Origin of the sequence: Acinetobacter sp. TUM15071 (assembly GCF_008980925.1) — a bacterium.
Taxonomy (GTDB): Bacteria; Pseudomonadota; Gammaproteobacteria; order Pseudomonadales; family Moraxellaceae; genus Acinetobacter; species Acinetobacter dispersus.
Genome location: NZ_BKGB01000001.1, coordinates 305,302 through 324,172 on the forward strand (window position 1 = coordinate 305,302; position 18,871 = coordinate 324,172).

15 protein-coding genes are annotated in these 18,871 nt (G+C 42.8%); 2 read left to right on the forward strand and 13 right to left on the reverse strand.

Features of this window, described 5'->3' with window-relative positions:
• Positions 1-10 precede the first annotated feature (10 nt).
• The gene (locus GBI66_RS01355; protein ID WP_151714892.1) at positions 11-1,483 is read left to right on the forward strand and encodes an efflux transporter outer membrane subunit; all 1,473 of its coding nucleotides are present in this window, start codon (positions 11-13) and stop codon (positions 1,481-1,483) included.
• 92 nt (positions 1,484-1,575) lie between these two features.
• Here the strand turns inward: GBI66_RS01355 and GBI66_RS01360 are convergent, their stop codons facing one another.
• The 8 genes from GBI66_RS01360 to GBI66_RS01395 all read right to left on the reverse strand — a co-directional run bounded on the left by GBI66_RS01360 (position 1,576) and on the right by GBI66_RS01395 (position 13,413).
• Positions 1,576-2,466 carry a hypothetical protein gene (locus GBI66_RS01360; protein ID WP_151714893.1) on the reverse strand — a complete coding sequence of 297 codons (891 nt, stop codon included), beginning with the start codon at positions 2,464-2,466 and terminating at the stop codon, positions 1,576-1,578.
• Positions 2,450-3,595 carry a DUF2515 family protein gene (locus GBI66_RS01365; RefSeq protein ID WP_151714894.1) on the reverse strand — a complete coding sequence of 382 codons (1,146 nt, stop codon included), beginning with the start codon at positions 3,593-3,595 and terminating at the stop codon, positions 2,450-2,452. The genes GBI66_RS01360 and GBI66_RS01365 overlap by 17 nt, the downstream gene beginning before the upstream one ends.
• Before the next feature lie 3 nt (positions 3,596-3,598).
• The gene (locus GBI66_RS01370) at positions 3,599-6,376 is read right to left on the reverse strand and encodes a type VI secretion system Vgr family protein (protein ID WP_151714895.1); all 2,778 of its coding nucleotides are present in this window, start codon (positions 6,374-6,376) and stop codon (positions 3,599-3,601) included.
• A gap of 367 nt (positions 6,377-6,743) precedes the next feature.
• The gene (locus GBI66_RS01375) at positions 6,744-8,984 is read right to left on the reverse strand and encodes a TonB-dependent siderophore receptor (protein WP_151714896.1); all 2,241 of its coding nucleotides are present in this window, start codon (positions 8,982-8,984) and stop codon (positions 6,744-6,746) included.
• 280 nt (positions 8,985-9,264) lie between these two features.
• Positions 9,265-9,747 (reverse strand): redox-sensitive transcriptional activator SoxR, encoded by a 483-nt coding sequence (soxR, locus tag GBI66_RS01380; RefSeq protein WP_151714897.1) that lies wholly within the window; start codon positions 9,745-9,747, stop codon positions 9,265-9,267.
• Between the two features lie 360 nt (positions 9,748-10,107).
• Entirely contained in the window at positions 10,108-11,037 is a 930-nt protein-coding gene (locus tag GBI66_RS01385; protein WP_151715001.1) for an alpha/beta hydrolase, read from the reverse strand.
• A gap of 36 nt (positions 11,038-11,073) precedes the next feature.
• Positions 11,074-12,561: an NAD(P)/FAD-dependent oxidoreductase gene (locus GBI66_RS01390; RefSeq protein ID WP_151714898.1), complete on the reverse strand. Its 1,488-nt coding sequence runs from the start codon at positions 12,559-12,561 to the stop codon at positions 11,074-11,076.
• A 12-nt stretch (positions 12,562-12,573) separates the two neighbouring features.
• Entirely contained in the window at positions 12,574-13,413 is an 840-nt protein-coding gene (locus GBI66_RS01395) for an SDR family oxidoreductase (protein ID WP_151714899.1), read from the reverse strand.
• Between the two features lie 127 nt (positions 13,414-13,540).
• Here GBI66_RS01395 and GBI66_RS01400 point away from each other — a divergent pair, with 127 nt between their 5' ends.
• Positions 13,541-14,167, forward strand: coding sequence for a TetR/AcrR family transcriptional regulator (locus GBI66_RS01400; protein WP_151714900.1), 627 nt, complete (start codon positions 13,541-13,543; stop codon positions 14,165-14,167).
• Between the two features lie 21 nt (positions 14,168-14,188).
• On the opposite strand, the gene GBI66_RS01405 is transcribed toward GBI66_RS01400, so the two are convergent.
• From GBI66_RS01405 to GBI66_RS01425, 5 genes are all read right to left on the reverse strand, one after another.
• Positions 14,189-15,064 (reverse strand): metal-dependent hydrolase, encoded by an 876-nt coding sequence (locus tag GBI66_RS01405; RefSeq protein WP_151714901.1) that lies wholly within the window; start codon positions 15,062-15,064, stop codon positions 14,189-14,191.
• 32 nt (positions 15,065-15,096) lie between these two features.
• Entirely contained in the window at positions 15,097-16,326 is a 1,230-nt protein-coding gene (locus GBI66_RS01410; protein WP_151714902.1) for an NADH:flavin oxidoreductase/NADH oxidase family protein, read from the reverse strand.
• A gap of 74 nt (positions 16,327-16,400) precedes the next feature.
• A complete protein-coding gene (locus GBI66_RS01415; protein WP_005211172.1) occupies positions 16,401-17,261 on the reverse strand; it encodes a metal-dependent hydrolase in 861 nt (286 codons plus the stop codon).
• Positions 17,262-17,274: 13 nt separating this feature from the next.
• Complete coding sequence (locus GBI66_RS01420; protein WP_151714903.1) at positions 17,275-18,021, reverse strand: acetoacetate decarboxylase family protein; 747 nt, start codon at positions 18,019-18,021, stop codon at positions 17,275-17,277.
• Entirely contained in the window at positions 18,018-18,821 is an 804-nt protein-coding gene (locus GBI66_RS01425) for an SDR family oxidoreductase (RefSeq protein WP_151714904.1), read from the reverse strand. Before GBI66_RS01425 ends, GBI66_RS01420 begins: the two co-directional genes overlap by 4 nt.
• Between the last annotated feature and the right edge of the window lie 50 nt (positions 18,822-18,871).

The window sequence follows — 18,871 nt, forward strand, 5'->3', positions numbered from 1 at the left end:
GGAGCAGGCCATGACAGGATTAAAACCACACTGGATACTCTCCTCACTCATGGGAAGCCTGCTGCTTGCAGGCTGCTCATTGGCACCTGAATATCAGCCTGCCAAGGTGGTGATTCCACTGCAATTTAAGGAAGCTGATGCTAAGTTGAACGATCCGAACTGGAGCATCGCGCAACCTGCCGATGCACAATCTCGCGGTGAGTGGTGGAAGATTTTTAATGATCCACAACTGAATGAGCTAGAACAACAGGCTATCGCAGGCAACCAGAATCTAAAAGCGGCAGCAGCCAATATTCAGGCATCTCGTGCCTTAAGATCTGCTGCACAAGCTGAACGTTTACCTAGTATTGGTGCAGGTTTTGGGCCAACCCGTCAAAAGCCCTCACCCGCTTCTTTAGGACTTGATTCGGATGCATCCACATCTGCACGTACCTTATGGCGGGCACAAGCCAATGTCTCCTATGAACTGGATCTATTTGGACGGGTTGCCAGCAGTATCAATGCAGCGACCGCAGATGTGCAGCAACAGGAAGCACTTTATCATTCGGCACTGTTAGCCTTGCAAGCTGATGTGGCGCAGGCATACTTTCTGATTCGTCAATTCGATGCTGAGCAAGCCATTTATGCGCAAAACATCAAGTTACTGACAGAGAATCAAAATTTGATCCAAGCACGTTATCGCAATGGCTTGGTCAGTGATCTGGATGTTTCTCGCGCACAAACTGAACTTTCGACCGCACAGACCAATGCACTCAGCATTGCACGGAGTCGAACCAATACCGAACATGCATTGGCGGTATTACTCGGGAAACCCCCCGCTGATTTCAGCTTAGCGATTCAACCATTGTCCGCTACAGCGATTCGCCTCCCTGCAGGTTTACCTTCGAGCTTGCTTGAACGTCGTCCTGATATCGCTGCCGCAGAACGCGCAATGGCCGCCGATAATGCACGCATTGGTATTGCCCGTGCTGCTTTTTTTCCCAAACTGGATCTCACTGGTGCGCTGGGTTATGAATCTGCGAGTTTAGGAGATTTAGGTAAATGGTCGAGTCGGACTTTTTTACTCGGTCCCGTTGCTGGCACAATTTTATCTTTACCGCTATTTGATGGCGGGCAACGTAAAGCAGGTGTTGCACAAGCACGGGCTGGCTATGAACAAAGTGTCGCCAATTATCGACAGACCGTGCTGAATGCTTTCCGTGAAGTTGAAAATGGTTTGTCCGATCAGCGTATTCTGGATCAGCAAATACAGGCACAAGGGCAAGCACTTGCTTCATCTCGACATGCCAATCAGCTCTCACATTTGCGTTATCGTGAAGGCAGCATTAGTTATCTGGATGTGATTGATTCGGATCGGAGTATTTTGCAGCAAGAGCAACTCGCTGCACAGCTTCGTGGCAGCCGAATGATTGCCAGTGTAGACCTCATCCGTGCTTTAGGTGGTGGTTGGCATACAGGACAAGCAGAGCTGGCACGGCAATAACGTACATTTAGAATAGATTAAAGCCCCATCATATATGGGGCTTTTTTAAACTTAAAATAGCTTAGTATTCCTACTTAAATTAAGCCTAATTATTATTTTACAAAGGACCAAACATCAGGATCTTGATAGTTTTCATCTATTTTATATCCCTTCTGTTTTGCTTCTCGCTCTTGTGAAAATCTCACTAATTTATTTTTTTCCACCATCTTTTGAAATGCCATTTCTAATTCTTGGCTATTCATTTGATCAAAATTACTTATACTATTTCTTTCATCATAACGTATAGTCTGAATCGTATAACGCAACATATATTGCTCTTGTTTTTTCTCATTAATGGCAGTTTGATCAATACTAAATTTTAATAAGATGCCATTGCTATAAAGCTGATATGAGAATACTTTTGTTGGTATTTTATTAAATACTTCCTGCCACTCCTTAAAACTTAAGATATGTGTCGGATCAATCACTTCTTTTCGATCTAAAATATATTTTAGGTTATCTTCTTTCGCAATTCTTGCATCAAATCGATAAAAATATTGCTTCCAACCTGCTTGATTAATCTTTTTAATCAATTCAACATAAGCTGTATAAGCCTGTTCTGGCGCTACAAACTCTTCACGTGTCAAACCCGCTTCAATATCAATAACTTGGATGCCATCTCTAAGGCTATCTGAAAATTGAGAACCCATTACTGAGAATATATTCTCTAACTCCAAACTGTTAATACCATGCTCAACTCTAACTTTACCTAAATTTGGTGGATTCCAATTCAGGGTCATAAAGTTTATCCCAGCGGGTTGGCTATCAACCTCTCCATCCGTATATTTTAAAAAATCCTGTACCCCTTGTAATCCTAAATGTAGGGTATAATTTTGCTGATTACTCATATATTGGCTCTCTCTAGCTTTGGAGCTAGGTTCACATGCGCTTAATAACAATCCAATGAGGAAGATAAAAAAAAGCTGATTATATTTTGCCATCATTACTATCTCTTCCTACCTTAAATTCAGCTTTACTATTGCCCCAAGTCGAAATGACAGATAGCTCTTTTTCTAAAAAAGCTCGACCTTTATCATGTAACATTAATCGATGGTACTTCTTAGCTGCCTCATTAATCCATTTCATTCGACTATCAAAGTCTTCTACTTTGGTCCCTTTTAATGGTTCACTGTAAACACTTTCAGGTAATTGAGGTAACTCAGTGGCATGTCTGCCAGTATATTTTCCCTGGGAATTTGGTTTTACTGCTGCTACATCATAATCACTAGATAGAACCAAAGTATCATCAATAATTTTTTTTAGTCGCTGTCCTGCAGCTTGTATACGAACTTTCCAACTACTCCAAACAATCTTTTGTAAAATATTAAATTGTTCTTGTGCGGCAATAGCCATTAAATGTTGAAATAAGAGCCCATCTGCTTTTTTAAATGTATCTTGTCTAGACCCTCCTGCTTTGAAAATACTTTCAATATCAGGAAGGAAACCAAATGCTTTTTCTATATCTGGCGTTACACCTAGATTGTTTACTTGAGTCAGACAACTAGACCACGGTATATTCATTACTGTTTGCTTAATATGAGTAAACTTAGCAACATTTCTTTGTTTTTTACAATTGTTAAAAGAATTTGAGGAAGCACTCCAAGCATAATGCCACGGTGCAATATCCATAAACAACCATAAATTACCTGTTGCAAAAGTATGAATTGGATCTCGAACAAATCCAAGAGTGCCTGGCGGTGTTAAAGGAGTCAACGAAGCTACAGGTACCCATTTATATCCAAATTTTACAAATCCATTATTAAATACAGTTGCTACTGTTTTTGATGCAAAAGCCCCTAAGCCCATCCAGTAGTAACGCCCTTTTAATTGTTTATTTCCTGAAATTTCCTGCTCTAAATATATTTTTGCATATACAGAAGCTATACGACGTGCTCGCGCTTCATAACCCGGTTCTAACTTATAGGTATTAGTTTTTTGATTCTGTAAATTTGACAACCGCATAATCGCTTGCTGTTGATAAATCTCCCAGAAAGTAAGGCAATCACACTGTACAGCTTTGCAACTGTTCTCAGTCGTATTGGTATTGCTTTGCCACTCTAAACTTCCAGTCATTTTTTACTCCTGATCTTCATTAGTGTCAGGATCAACTTGTAAATTCATCCAATTCAGCTCCAGCTTAAGCTCTTTTTCTTGTGGTGAATGGATACGCTTGGTCCATCCTTTCTTATTGGTCTGTGCCATAAAAGTCTCATCACCAGAACTAACTTTATAATCCATTTCTTTAAAAGGCTCTCCTGAGGGGAGTGTTAATGCAAACTGCTCATTAAACAACTCTAGGGCCGGCAATCCTTTGATATTTACGCCTAACGCCTGCCCAGTTTTAAACAAATGCTGCCCCGCTTTCACCTCAAACTTTCCACCTGTAGTAGGAAAAATCCCTGAGCCATTCAGCTTGAGTTGCGAACTCTGTGCGGTAAATACAATTTCTTTAGGACTGGTAATTTCAATGCGGTCTTCGGTCGAAATAATTTGAATCCCTTGCTTGGCAAGTAAATCCATTCCATCCGACTGGGCATGTACTTCATACTTACCTTTCGCAGCCACCTGCTTAATCCCATTCTGCGCAGCAAACAGGCTGATCCTGTTCTGAACATGGGCAACCAGATTCTTTTGCGTACTCAGATTAATACTATCACCCGCAATCTGATTAATTTGCCCATCTGCTGAGAGATGAATATCTTCATTGGTACTTAGACCTATCCCCGCAGGGGAATTTAACAGCAATAAAGCTTTTTCGAATTTTGCGATCTTGTCCTGAATCTGATCAGCAAACGCTTTTAACTGATCAAGTGATTCAATTTCATCGGTTTGCTGGTTCTTGGCAACTTCACTTAATGCTTTGGCATTGCTTTGGTTGCCTTCGAGCTGCTGCTTGGCAGGCTGTGCATCCAGATGCTCACCCTGTGCCTGATCCTGCTTTTGTGTGCTAACAAGTAAGCCTTGCCCTGCACGCACAGCTCCCCATTGATCAGTACGCAGTTCAAAGCCTTCTCCACGGTCTTCACTTTCAGCCTTGTCTTTGGGATTACTCAGTTTACCCAAGTTCAACTGACTGGCAGCATGACTACTTTGTAGTTGCGCGCTGATCTGACCCGTGGTGTCATCAAACCGCAGCTGGTTAAAGCCTTCGCCTTGGTATTCTTTGGACTTGATCCCTGCCAATTTCTTGGTATCAGGCAGCTTACCTGTATGATCGAATTTAGTTGGACTGCGTTGGGCTTCATGAATCCGTCCGACCACATAAGGACGATCAATATTGCCATCAAAGAAGTTGATCACCACGATCTCACCAATTCTTGGTAAGAAACGTGCACCGTAGCCTTCACCTGCCCACGGCGTTAATACATCCACCCATGCAGAATCGGTATCATTGTCATTGGCACCTGCACCACCATCATGACTGTGATCATCGGCTCGGGTAAACAGGAATCGAACTTTAATCCGTCCCCATTCATCCACATGAATTTCCTCACCGCTTGGCCCTACGACTTTAGCGCGTTGTGGATGGGTTGCAGGTCGATGCTGTAACGGGTTGTACTCAGGAACTAGACTAATATTACGTCGTTGCAATATCAGTTGATTGGCTTGACGTTCATCAGATGCAGCATGCTGAAAAGAACTACTTTGCCAATGACTTTGTTGTAGCAAAGCCATCACTTGATCATTTAAATCTTTAGGTAAGTTATTTTGGTTATAAAAGCTTTTTGAGCTGATCAAGAATTCTTTATCTGCACCATCATGTTGATCAATTTCTGGATGTTCATTCAGTTCAAACCAGTAGCCGACATGTGTATCGCGTACTGTAGATGTCGCAACAAATTGCTTAGCCTGCGAATCATAATATTGGCTTAAATTCTGATTCAGTTTCTCAATTTGAGCATTGCCTGCTTTTGTGGTGCCATCTTCACCGTTTAAATCTTGAATCCATGCAGGTGAAAAATGCCATGCCTGCTCTAAAGCAAGTTGTTGGTTATCGTGCTGATCACTATGGCTATGTTTACTTTGAACACTACCAGCACCTTCATCTTGTTCTAAATTATCGGCTTGCCAACGTTGCACGTGTACCGCGCTCGGTTGCAATGAGCGCTGTGCCACAAATGCGGTGATGCTATCCTGTGTTTCAGTGGCACTACTGCGATGAAAGCGAATGTTACGACGGTCTAAGGCTTTATATTGATTATTGTCATCGATTAATCGGAGTTTCTGTGGCTGGATTTGTTCGCTTGAACTGGATACCTTCAGTTGAGCTTCATCAATCAGCCAGTTAATCCCTTCACTTCGCAGCAAACGCGTCAGAAAATCATAATCTGTTTCATTGCCCTGCATAATAAATGGGCGGATATCATATTGTTTGCTTAAACCAGTTAAATCCAAGCTTAAACTAGCAGCAAATAATGGACTTTTGCTCTGCCATTCTTGAAAAATGGTCTGAATTACATCGACCACTGATTTCGCCATAAAAACACGGCTGTTACGACGATGTTTCCATAATGCGGTCGGATCTTGTACACCCAGCCGATAAATCGTCAGTGAACCATCACTTGCACCAATATCAGCTTGAGTAATGATACCTGTAATACGTGTAAGTTCAGCTTTATCGGTCACAATATCAATCGCAACCTGACTACCGATAAAACTTTTTAAAGGGATAACTGCATTGGTCGAAAGGCAAAGTAATTGTAGATCAATACCGTGATTCAGCTGATGTAGACCATCAATACGTTGCAAGAAAACTTGGCTATTCAAAGATGAATTTGAAAACTGAGCATGAATGGCACGTTTCTGTGCTGTAAGCCCCAAACGCTCTAAAGCTTGAAATATATTATTCGACATCTTTTTTATAGATTATCTGCTTAAATTTAGCGAATTTTAATCAAAATATAGATTTCATGTCCATACAGAACCGTCTATTTATGACAATTTACGTCACATTTTTGTTGGATTTATTTTACCGCCTCAGGCCAACCTAGCCTATGGCTTTGAGTCAATTCATTTTTTACTAAACACACCAATCGAACAATCTAAAGCTTGTTTCAATTTTTTCAGTCAATGCTATTTTTTATAAGAGGATTAATAAAGAATTGAATGAGCAAATAATATTTCGATTCAGCTAAAACTTAGTTTTTATTGAAATAAAGGCATACCGTTATAGATACACCTTTATTTTCAATTAATAGCTAAAAATCTATATTTCCCATTTTTAGAATCTAGCACGCAGCGATAAAGTTACATTACGTGGTTCGCCCCAATAAACACCATTATAGAAACCAACCTGTTGATAATATTTTTCATCAAATAAGTTATTCACTTGTAGGTTTGCGCTAAATGACTCACTGAAGGTATAACCCATATTGGCACTCGCCAAGAAGTATGCATCTTGTCGTACATAACCATCAGAATTTTTAGGCGCACTGGTCGATTTACTCACTACCTCACTTTGCCAATTCACCCCAAAGCCAATATTGAATTTATTGGCGCCGTCCCAAAGCTGTTCAGGCAGTTTGAAGTTGGTGTAAATTTTGACTTGATTCTGAGGAAGCGTGGTTGAAGCCTTCACGGTTTCTGAACTGATACTGTTCACATAGGTGTAGCCCGCGGTAACATTCCACGTCGGTGTGATTCGGCCAATGGCTTCTAACTCAAAACCTTCAATTTTTAGGCCCTCACCCGAAGCTTTCATTGGGTCACCACCATCGTCGGTTTTAATACCTGCTGCAATTGCTTCTTCATCTCGAACCGCAACATTCTCCTTTTTTGACCAGAATGCAGCAGCGGTTGCCAAAAGTTGATCATCCAATAAACTGGCTTTTAAGCCCGCCTCATAGCTTTTACCTGTTTCAGGTTCTAAGAAACTGTTATTACGGTCCTTTTGACTACTTGGATTAAACATATCAGTATAGCTTGCATAAGCAGTTACAATATCGTTAATCGCGTAAGTTGTACCGAAGTAAGGCGTGAAAGCATCGGTTTTCACATCACTCTTCGTGCCATTGGTGGCAGAATAATCACTATAGCGCCCCCCTACAATCAACTTTAGATCATCTGTCAGGTTTAGTTTTAAGGTACTGTATGCACCATAATTACGTTGTTTTGCGTCTTTGGTTGATGGAATAACACTATAGCCAGGTTTAGGCGTCGTATTACCATCCCATGTCCGCCAATCATTAATTACACAAGTATCACCAATATTATTAGAAGGTAGCGTTACCCCGTTCACTTTCTTGGTACAAGTCAATTGATTACTGGCAATTCCATCAATGAATCCACCCGGGCTGTCTGTAGAGCGATCAAAGCCATTTCCACCAATCACCAATTCATGCTCACGATTAAATAATTTAAATGGACCACTCGCGAACAACTCTAAACTTGTTTTTTTAGAGTCGGATGTTGGATATACCGTTGACCAAACCCCAACCCCTGTTCCATCATTCTGATTTGGAAAACCAGAACCACCATAAGACATTAACCAGAAACTTTTTGATAATGAATGAGAAGCAGCCGCTTTAATCATCCAGTTATTCTCAAATTTATAGGTCAAATCAGCAAATACAGTTTTGTCACTTTGGCTAATGGTATTCCAACGATTTGCCAAGCTGAAATTACGCGGTAAATTAGCCAGCGAACCATCTTGATTCCAGTACGGTACAGTTCCCCACGTTGAACCACGTGGTTGGTTGTCTTGATATTGAAAACCAATACTGCCTGTTAATTTATCCGTGATATCCGCTTCAACCATCGCCATCGCAGCCAAGGTTTCCAGAGAGTAATAATCCATATAGGATTCTCCCTCTCGACGTGCTGCCATCACACGGCTACGCACACTGCCATCAGCTGTTAAAGGGATAGAAACATCAGCTTCATTTCGAATGGTATTCCAGCGACTAAATGATGTAGCAACCGAGCCCGTCAGTTCTTTTGCAGGGCGTTTACGAATCATATTGATGGTTGCAGAAGGATTTCCTGTAGATCCTGTTAAACCTGTTGCCCCTTTTATCACTTCAATACGGTCAAAGAAAAAACTATCAACACGTGGGCTGTTCTCACCAATTGGCATGCCATCAATTTGACGATTACTAATCGCATAGCCTCGTGCGGAATAGTTTGAGCGTTCACTATCGTTTTTAGTGACCGTAACACCCGGTGTGGCTGCAAGTACATCATCAATAATATTCAGATTACGTTGCTCAATCTGTTCACGTGTAATGACACTGACGGATTGTGGTGTTTCTTTTAAGGAAAGTTTTAACTTGGAGGATGTCCGAGATGATTTCGCTTGAAAGCTTTCACTGCCTTCCGTTTTTTCATCATCGGCTGCAACTTTAATGGTTGGGAGTACGCTTGCGCTCTGTTCTTGCGCCCAAGCGTGATGTGAGAATGCCCCGAAAATAAGAATCGATTTTATCGCAATATTTAAAGCAGGTTGTCTAAGCTGATTGTTCATAATGCTGCAATTAATTAAATAAGAATCATTATTATTATCAATATCAATACAAAAATAAATGCAGAATTCACAATTTCTTAATATTTATTTGATTTTTTAGGCCAAAAAAGAAAACGAATCATCAATTGGACAAGATGGGAATTAAACCTGTCAAAGAATTAATGCAGATCGATTCAGGGACAGGAGCTTAGTTAAAGTGATACTTTTCAATTATACTTTCTGTAGTCGATATAAAGTATACCCCCAACCAAAACCATGTTAATTATTATTTTTCAATTAATTAGAAGTTTATTATTGAATCATCCTCGCGCTCTAAAATACGAGGACCTAAACCCAACTCTGCCAGAATATCTTCTGGATTACGCAAACGACATTGTTCCAAAGACAAACACCCGCAGCCAATACACCAGTCCATTTCGTCTCTTAAACGAGTGAGCTTTTGAATACGTTCATCCAAGTCTTTACGCCAACAAGTGGATAATTCTGCCCACTGCTCCGCTGTTAACTTGCTGCCTATTGGGTAAACACTCAACGCTTTTTTAATTTCATCCAATGAAATTCCAACTTTTTGCGCGACCTTAATAATTCCGATATAGCGCAGCACAGACAAAGGATAACGACGTTGATTACCATTGGTTCGAATACTTTTAATCAATCCTTTGGACTCATAAAAATGCAAGGTTGAAACAGCGACACCACTTCGTTTAGCCACTTCCCCAACTGTCAGCATCCGATTGATATCAATTTTTCGTTCGGGTGTCATGGTTCAATATCTCAAGATTACTTTAGGTTTTATAGTTTATGGCAAAGCAATTTGTCAATTTAACCCTATATGATGTAGTTCAAAAAATAGCTCAACAATCAGATTGAGCTCTACAAAGTATTGGGCGGAGGCTTAACACGATAATGATCACAAGGAGTTTTAAGAATGGCTACAGCTGTTCTTAAAACCACATCCAACCAAAGATAAGCTAGGCTAATAACCAGAACGCAAAAAAGCAGCCTATAAACGAATTGAGCTGATGTTTATTTTTTTATACTTGGATCATTGTCTATTTTAATGATCAATCAGCGATTTATATAAATATTAAAAAGAACCGTTTAAAAGTTGAATACCTGATACTTATTTCGTTGTCTTTGCCAATATCGCTTGAATAAAGTCACCAATCTCATCTAAGGCCTGTTCAGATTTTTGCACAAAGCGATTAAACATCTGAAAGTTATGCCACATATTTTCATAGACATGCAGATGAACCTCCACACCCGATTGTTGGGCACGCTTGGCCAGATTGATCGCATCATCCACGAGAATCTCTTCACTTCCGGCTTGAATCAATAACGGTGGAAGACCGATCAAATCAGCAAAAATAGGCGAAATACGTGGATCATTAGATCGTAATTGCCCACGATATCCATCCCCACCACGTTTTAAAGCATAGGCGCGAATCATTGGATCTCGTTTGGCATTTTTAAATACTGAAGCTGAACTCAAAGTAATATCCACATAAGGCGAGATCATGATCATACCCGCAGGCAAAATCTGCCCTGCCTCTCTTAATTCCACCGCGAATGCTAAGGCCAAAGCACATCCACCAGAATCTCCACCCAAAATAATTTGCTCAGGCGTCCAGCCATCACTCAATAAATGTTGATAGACCGACCTCACATCCTCCAGTGCTGCGGGATAAGGATGTTCAGGCGCACGTCGATAATCTAGCATATACACGTTGACCTTGGCTCGTGCAGCCAATTCAGTAGACAGTGCGCGATGGGTTCGTGATGAACCTGCAAAAAAAGCACCGCCATGACAATGCAATAATACCCCTTGCACCTCACCCGCAGGCCTTGCCACTTCGACAGGAACAATACGTTGATCCTGTGCATCTCTCAATTTAATCTTTTGTATAACAACATCGGCTCTGGGTTTAAAAATACGAGAGCCCACTTCCATTGCACCACGCAAGATCGGAAAAGGTAAAGCCAAACCACTGGCCAGCTTAAAACTCAGTCGCAAACTCATTTTTACGCCTGTTTCAATCATCTTTTGCTGCATCATGTGCTCCTGTTGAAGACTTCATCGAGTCATCATTTAACTGGCTTTTTTCTCAGATTCAGACTCAGCAAAACCAAGTACATAATCGTTCAGATCGCATTGTGCCAAGCGAGCACGCATCTCAAAGGTGGTCCACGGCCATAAGGTACTGTTACGACCATTCCGATCGATAAAGTAGCTGCTACATCCACCGCTATTCCAGACCGTATTTTTTAACGCCGCTTGGATTTCATCATTGTATTGTTCCAATACCTCAGCACGAATTTCAACGGTTTCAATCTGCTGTGCCTGTACTTTTTTCAGCATATCCAAGATATACGCCAATTGTGCTTCAATGATGATGAGTGCCGATGAGCTGACCGCAATATTAGGACCAAACATGACAAAGGCATTTGGGCAGCCTTCCACAACTGTACCGAGGTAGCCTTGGGCACTGCCTTGCCATACTTCGTCCATGCTTTTGCCATGTTTATTACGAATCTGTTTGGCAATTGGCGGATTACTGACTTCAAAGCCTGTGCCAAAAATAATCGCATCAACTTCATGCTCCGATCCATCACTGGCGATCAAAATATTGCCACGCACTTCTTCTACCCCACAGCGCAACACCTCTACATTCGGCTTTGCCAATGCTGGATACCATAGATTAGACTGTAATACCCGTTTGCAACCGATGGTAAAATCAGGCAATAGTTTTTCTCGTAGCTCGGGATCTTTCACCCCTAAGCGAATATTCAATTTGGCTAGGCGTTCAATCTGGCTGACCAGTTTTGGATGGTGCATACTGGAATTTAAGGATTCGAACACACCATAAACACCATAACGGGTTAAACGTTGTGTGATGGGAAGCACTTTAAACAGTGCCTGAGCAAGTTTTGGCAGGCTTTGATCCATTTTTGGCAATACCCATTGTGGGGTACGCTGTAACAAAGTGAGTTTCGCAACTTGAGCTTGAATCTCAGGTACAAATTGAATTGCAGACGCGCCTGCACCGACAACGGCAACTTTTTTTCCGTTTAAGTCAACATTATGATTCCATTCTGCCGAGTGGAACTGAGCCCCTTTAAATGTCTCTAAACCTTTAATTTTGGGCAATACAGGTTGATGCATTGGCCCACCCGCCATAATCGCAAAACGAGCATGGATCAAGCCTTGATTGGTTTTCACCACCCAATGCTTGGCCTGATCATCCCAAGCACTTTCCAGCATTTCATAGCCAAAGCGCACATACTTTTTCACATCGAATTGCTGCGCAACCTGTTGTATATAGGTCTTAATTTCTTGCTGCTGCGCAAACACCCGACTCCATTGTGGATTCGGTGCAAATGAATAGGAATATAACGCCGACGGCACATCACAAGCACACCCCGGATAGGTGTTGGCACGCCAGACACCGCCAATTTCATCGGCTTTTTCCAAAACCACAAAATCTGTAAAACCTGCTTGCTGTAATTTAATGGCTGCACCAATCCCTGCAAAGCCAGCCCCGATAATCACCACATGAAATTTTTCGATCTTCGCCATGAGTTTTAATCCTTATTTTGTCTGTGCCAATTGGCTTAAACGTTGGCTATATGCTTTTCGATCATTCTGATCCAAGCCTTTTAAAATACGATCATCCCCGATCAGTTTTCGGAAGCCGGTATTTAACCAATGCGGGACCAATCCATAGGCTTTCGGGGTATGGGTTAAATAATTCGGCACCGCAATTTCAGCAAGATTATGTGCGATGGCTTGAATAATCGCATTCGCCACATCTTGTGGCTCTACCGTCGGAATCGGCAAACTGTCTCCCGTTCCAGAGGACAACTCAGTCAAGACTTTGGATGGTAATACGGCAGATAAGCCAATCGGCGTGTCTCTAAGCTCTTGTTGCATCGATGCGGTTAAACCCACCACAGCAAATTTGGTCGCGCAATAAATACTGGCACCCGGAATCGGATATTTACCTGCCAGAGAAGCGACATTGACGATATGCCCCGTTTGTCGCGCCAGCATTTTGGGCAATACCGCTTTCATGCCATGAATCACTCCACGCAAGTTGATATCAATTTGCGCATCGGTAATGGCTTGGCTTTCCTCGACCATCGCCCCCATTGGCATAATGCCAGCGTTGTTGACCAAGATATCGATGGGGCCCAATTGCTTTTCAATCTGCGCAATGAGGTCATGAAATGAGTTCTGTGAACGTACATCCAAATAGCAGCCAAAGCCTTGCACTTTAGTGGCGGCTTGCTGAGCCAACTCCAGATCAATATCGCCAATTGCCACTTTGGCGCCGAGTTTTCTAAAGGCAACGGCAGTGGCTAAACCAATCCCTCGCCCACCACCTGTAATCAACACCACTTTGTTTAAAAAACTGTATTTTTTTTCCATGTCCAGTTCCTTTCGCCAGTCAAAAAACCATCAATTCGGAACATAATGTCACTTACGGAATGATGTGTCAATTTTAGTTAATTTTGTTTTATCGTATTTCCGATAAAGTTCTGATAAAATTTTTAGCATGAAAGATCAAACAACTCTCTCGCGTGCTGAACGCCAACGTATTCAATTACAAGCAGAAATTATTGAAGCTGCTTTTTTGGAGTTTTCTGAACGCGGTTATCATCAAACTGCGATCTCTGACATTGCCAAAAGACTGGGGATTGGTCATGGCACTTTCTATCGTCATTTTGAGAATAAAAGAGACATTCTGGATAAAGTCATTGTCGATACCATGTTCAAAATCACCGCCTTATTGGCCGATGAAAATGCACCAGATGCGGTATCCACACTGGAGGCTTACAGCATCCAATGCGAACGGATTTCCAGTAAATTTCAGGAATTTGCCAAGGATAATCCACGTGCAGTACGTTTGATTTTGCTTGAAGCGACCTCGATTGATAAAGAAATGACCGCTCAAGTGCATAACCTGCTGCACCTTGGGGGGCTACTCACCGCAGATTATTTAAAAAATGGAGTGAAATGCGGTTATTTAAAAGCGGATCTGGATACTGAAATGACTGGACATGCCATAGTCGGCATGATTATCGCCGGCGCATTTAAGTTCTTATCTGCACCTGAAGATGCCAATCTGTTAAAAAAATATAGCGATGCTGCAATTCAAATGATGATGGCAGGCATCGCTTAAAACTCAACTTTGGCTTGTGATTTATGCTGGCTTAAATGCTGGCATTTGATTTAAATAGGCCAATGCCTGTTGTGTTGACCCTTCATGTAATGGACTATGTTTGGGATTAAAATAGCGTAAGCAAGCAGCCAAGACATCACCCACACGCGGTACGCGATCCTGTCGGGCAGCACGCAAATAATCTTTAAAGCGAAAACGCTGTGGTAATTGCGGATCTTTTGCAACCAAGGTTTCCACAGCGATATAAGCCAATATAATAAATAAAGGAAAAGTAACAACAGCCGTCGCTGTTCGCAGCAGCATGTTATTGCTTAAATGCCGAAACATGGCATCGGCGACTTCACGATGTTCTACTTCTTCGGCACCATGCCATTGCAATAGGCGCAACATTTCCTCATCGACAGGTGCCTGCTGTAAACCGTCGGCATTGAGTACCCAATGTCCCAATACCCCCGTGAGGTGTTCCGCAGCGGCAACCATAGCAAGACGGGTATGTAACCATATCAATTTCAAAGCAGGGTGACGCAGCTCATAACCAAATGGCTTCTGCCCCAGCATGTCATGAAATATCCAGTTCATCAGCTTGCTATATTGATTCAGATCAATCCCCAAGGCCTCAATATGTCGCGTGACTAAGGTATGTCCATGACTGTGCGCCCCTTCCTGCTTAATAAAAGCAATCACCGCTACTTCTAATTGTTCATCCTGAATCAATGGCAATGCATCTCGAAAAGTCTGACAAAACCAACGTTCAGGTGCGGGGGTAATTGGGTTGATGACATTAAGAATCTGTGATGCCAAAGGATCATCATAAATCCAATGGCTCGATGTTTCTGTAAAATCAAATACAGGGCGTCGAGGAATAATGCGATGGTTCTGCTTGATTAAACCCTTCATAAAAACTCCTTGTGTTAATAAGACCTTGAGCATTAATCCTGCGTCAAAATGTTAAAACCCATCCGTGGTCCAAATGCCAGTAAAGTACGGACAAGACCCTTAATCGCCTTTGGTTTCTGACCATGACTAATGCGGCGGAATTGAGCGGCATGCCAAGCCAGTTGCAGATAAGCATCGATAGGCTTATAGCCAACTGCAGGAATTTTTGCAGGCGCTGTGACTGATTTTCCTGCCAAGAGCTGTTTGGCTAAATCGGGCTGTAAAGCAAAAGGACGGGCCAAACCGACGACATCCACCGTGCCATCACTGACTAAATGATTCATCACATCTATATTGCGTAATCCACCAGTCAACATCAGTGGCAATTGACTTTGTTGGCGCAATGCAGTGGCATAATCCAGAAAATAAGCATCGCGCTGAACCTGACGGTCAGGGGCATAGCCCAGTTGCGCTGGGGATTCGTAATTGCCCCCAGACACTTCCAATAAATCTATGCCCTCAGCTGCTAATGCCAAAGCAATGTGCAGTGACTCCTCCTGACTCAGCCCACCTTTTTGGAAATCGGCAGAATTCAATTTGACACTGAGGATTTTATTCTTGCCAATTGCCCGTCGCACAGCTCGAACCGTTTCAATCAAGATACGACGACGATTTTCTGGGTTGCCTCCCCATTGATCGGTACGGGTATTGGCCAAAGGTGATAAAAACTGGGATAACAAATAACCATGTGCCGCATGGACTTGTACGCCATTAAAGCCAGCCTGTACCGCCAATGCCGCGGTGCTGGCAAAACGTTGGATTTGTTCTAGGATTTCTGTTTCGGACATGGCTCGCGGAACACGAATCAGATTCATTGCGGGTAAATCTAAGCCGACTGCTGAAGGTGCAATTGGTTTTTTAAGTAAAGGCAGCACCGCAACTCGACCAGGATGGTTAATTTGCATAATGATCTTACTGCCATTGGTCTGCGCTGCTTGGGCCCAGAGTTTATGCGCTTGCAAGAATTTTTCGTCTTCCAACACTACATTTCTTGGCTCAACAAAGGCGCGATGGTCAACCATGACATTGCCTGTAATTAACAAACCAGCACCACCTCTGGCCCATGCCGCATAGAGCTGCTGTAAATCTGTGGTGGGCGAGCCATGTCGATCAGCCAATTGTTCACTCATGGCAGATTTTGCGATTCGGTTGGGAATGCTAATGCCACATGCCAAATGCAGTGCATGTTGTAAGGGTGAATTGCTAATATTCGATTGTGTCATTTTCATTATTCCTAAAATACTCGTGTGTTGATACGCAAAGTGATTAGGGGCTGTCCCTATGCACTACCAGAACGTCATGCTAAATATTGCTGTTTGAGTCGACTCACCTGATCACGATTGTCATGCTGCCAAGGATGGAAATCTGCTGAGAAAAAGTCGAAGTACGGCCTGCTAATCCTTCTGAGCAACCCTTTTGCGCCAAATAGATAATGCAGTCCTTGATACAGCCCTTTTAAATCACGTTGTTGGCCTGAATGTTGTAACAGCTCGAAGGTGCCACGAGTGGTGATCATCACAAAAGAAAGTGTTGTTTCCAACATCACCAACCTTAGAAAATAAGGCCGATTGACCAAGCTTTGATACACATCAAATGCCACTGCTTTGTGTTCGGTTTCTTCAATGGCATGCCACGCCCAGATTTTTCTCAAATCAGGATTAAATAAAGCCAAATCTTCAGGTGCAGTCGCAATAAAATAATCCGCTAAAATTGCGGTAAGATGTTCCATGCATACCGTACATGCCAGCTGATGCGCAGGAGAAAATTGCGTCTGCATGAGGCGGTTCATCTTTTTAAACCGCTTATAAATTCGATCGATTGGATAGCCCTTTTTCAACATCATGGCATTCAATCCATCATGTTCTTTACCGTGATGCGCTTCTTGACCAATAAAGGCACGCACTTGTTTCAGTAAAATAGGCGCTTTGATCTGCGATTGATAATGGCGCACGCTATGAATGAACTGCCGCTCTCCATCAGGAAATGCACTGGATAAGGCAGTCAGTAACATGGTGAGTAAGGGATTATGGCTAAACCAAAACTCTGGAATGTCATCAGGAAAAGAAAAATCCATGTTCCGTACTTGAATATCAATCGAAGCAGAAATTTGACGGTAGTCAGCGATCGTCAACGGTGAAGAAACTGCAATCCTATTCATCACATAGCCCTCTTTATAAAACACGCGGATTAAATTGGCGCAGTAAAAATAATGGGGTACGTAATCGAGGAATCTGAATCGGTGGGATCAAGCCACCCGATAAATCCACCCGATGTAAGCGCGCATCCACCACTTTGCCTAAGCCCATTTCATGCAAAGGATCATTCACTGTTCCCCTAAAGCATAATTCCATCTCCACACGACGCACTTCAACAACATGCTCTTTCGGCGTGAATCGAACTTCTCGAGGTAAGCCTAACCCCAAACCACCTGTGATATTACGATGCGGCAACCCTAAAATGGGCGGTGCATCCTGTATCACCTCACCTAGTTTGGCATTCATTTCAATCAGGACCGTACCACGGCGTGATGCTTGGCTGATAATCCGTGAACCATCATTGTTCCAACTGATTTCCCCGATTTTTTTCGGATACCCCAGCAACTCACGTCCGATAATCATGGCGCGATCATCATCCAGTATCATCCACGGACAGAAGATGCCTGTTTTATTGCCCACTTGGATATGCACAAATAATCCCGCTTCGTGATATGCCCCTGTATAAACATTTTCAGGGAAATAGGCACAAAACAAATCCGCTCTGGTGGGTTTCGTCAGCTTCATTCCAGCAGGCAGCCAACGTGCCATTCGCTTTTCATCGACTTCAACCACTGCAGTTAAATATTGGGCATTGTGATAGAGCTTATTGCCCAAGTTGGCGAGACCTATTGGTGTGCGTAAATCTTGGATCAACAGTCTCATGCTTTTAACCTCGAAAAGACGTGCTTTAAAATCGGCAATAAAATGATGCGTGGGGTATAGCGTCCCCCCAGCGTTTGTGCCTGAGCAATTAAACCGGGAATCACAACACGGCGATTGTAGGCTATGCCTTGAATGGCTTCTTTGGCGACGCGTTCCGCGGTCACCCAAACCAGACTGCCTCCGATTCCATCAATCTTGCTGATCCCTGCTACCGCATTAAAGCCTGTGATGGTAGGCCCGGGCGCCAATAAAGTGCAGCTCACCCCTGTACCGCTCAACTCACTGTGCAGTGATTCCGCAAAAGAATTGGCAAAGGCTTTACTCGCCGCATAAGTGGCATTGGCTGGCGTCGGTTGATGGCCCGAAGTAGAGCCGACAATCAGGATGGCACCCTGTTTTTTCTGAATCATGTTCGGCAATACCGCCAATGTCAGATCTTGCACCGCCACCACATTTAGCTCGGTCTGTTCACGTTCACGATCTGCATCTAAGTCCTGCAATCGACCAAAGGTGGCAAAGCCTGCGTTATTACACAAAATCGCGACATCCAGTTGCTCGAGTTCCTGACGGAATTGAGTTCTTGCCTCTCGGTCAGTCAGATCACAAGGACGTAGCAGTACTTCAACTTGGTATCTTTGAGTTAAGGTTGCCGCCAGAGATTCAAGCTTATCCACCCGCCGTGCCACCAAAATCAAAGAATAGCCAAGTGCTGCAAATTGTTTTGCCAGGGCTTCACCAATACCAGAGGAAGCACCTGTAATCACAACAGGGGAATCTTTAATAGGAAGAGGTAAACTCATTACCAATACTCAGATTAATAGAATAATCCTAGTATCTAAGAGCTAAAACT

Coding starts and splice junctions, on each gene's coding strand:
- GBI66_RS01355 (WP_151714892.1), top strand. CDS start 11: ATGACAGGATTAAAACCACACTGGATACTCTCCTCACTCATGGGAAGC.
- GBI66_RS01360 (WP_151714893.1), bottom strand. CDS start 2,466: ATGATGGCAAAATATAATCAGCTTTTTTTTATCTTCCTCATTGGATTG.
- GBI66_RS01365 (WP_151714894.1), bottom strand. CDS start 3,595: ATGACTGGAAGTTTAGAGTGGCAAAGCAATACCAATACGACTGAGAAC.
- GBI66_RS01370 (WP_151714895.1), bottom strand. CDS start 6,376: ATGTCGAATAATATATTTCAAGCTTTAGAGCGTTTGGGGCTTACAGCA.
- GBI66_RS01375 (WP_151714896.1), bottom strand. CDS start 8,984: ATGAACAATCAGCTTAGACAACCTGCTTTAAATATTGCGATAAAATCG.
- soxR (WP_151714897.1), bottom strand. CDS start 9,747: ATGACACCCGAACGAAAAATTGATATCAATCGGATGCTGACAGTTGGG.
- GBI66_RS01385 (WP_151715001.1), bottom strand. CDS start 11,037: ATGCAGCAAAAGATGATTGAAACAGGCGTAAAAATGAGTTTGCGACTG.
- GBI66_RS01390 (WP_151714898.1), bottom strand. CDS start 12,561: ATGGCGAAGATCGAAAAATTTCATGTGGTGATTATCGGGGCTGGCTTT.
- GBI66_RS01395 (WP_151714899.1), bottom strand. CDS start 13,413: ATGGAAAAAAAATACAGTTTTTTAAACAAAGTGGTGTTGATTACAGGT.
- GBI66_RS01400 (WP_151714900.1), top strand. CDS start 13,541: ATGAAAGATCAAACAACTCTCTCGCGTGCTGAACGCCAACGTATTCAA.
- GBI66_RS01405 (WP_151714901.1), bottom strand. CDS start 15,064: ATGAAGGGTTTAATCAAGCAGAACCATCGCATTATTCCTCGACGCCCT.
- GBI66_RS01410 (WP_151714902.1), bottom strand. CDS start 16,326: ATGACACAATCGAATATTAGCAATTCACCCTTACAACATGCACTGCAT.
- GBI66_RS01415 (WP_005211172.1), bottom strand. CDS start 17,261: ATGAATAGGATTGCAGTTTCTTCACCGTTGACGATCGCTGACTACCGT.
- GBI66_RS01420 (WP_151714903.1), bottom strand. CDS start 18,021: ATGAGACTGTTGATCCAAGATTTACGCACACCAATAGGTCTCGCCAAC.
- GBI66_RS01425 (WP_151714904.1), bottom strand. CDS start 18,821: ATGAGTTTACCTCTTCCTATTAAAGATTCCCCTGTTGTGATTACAGGT.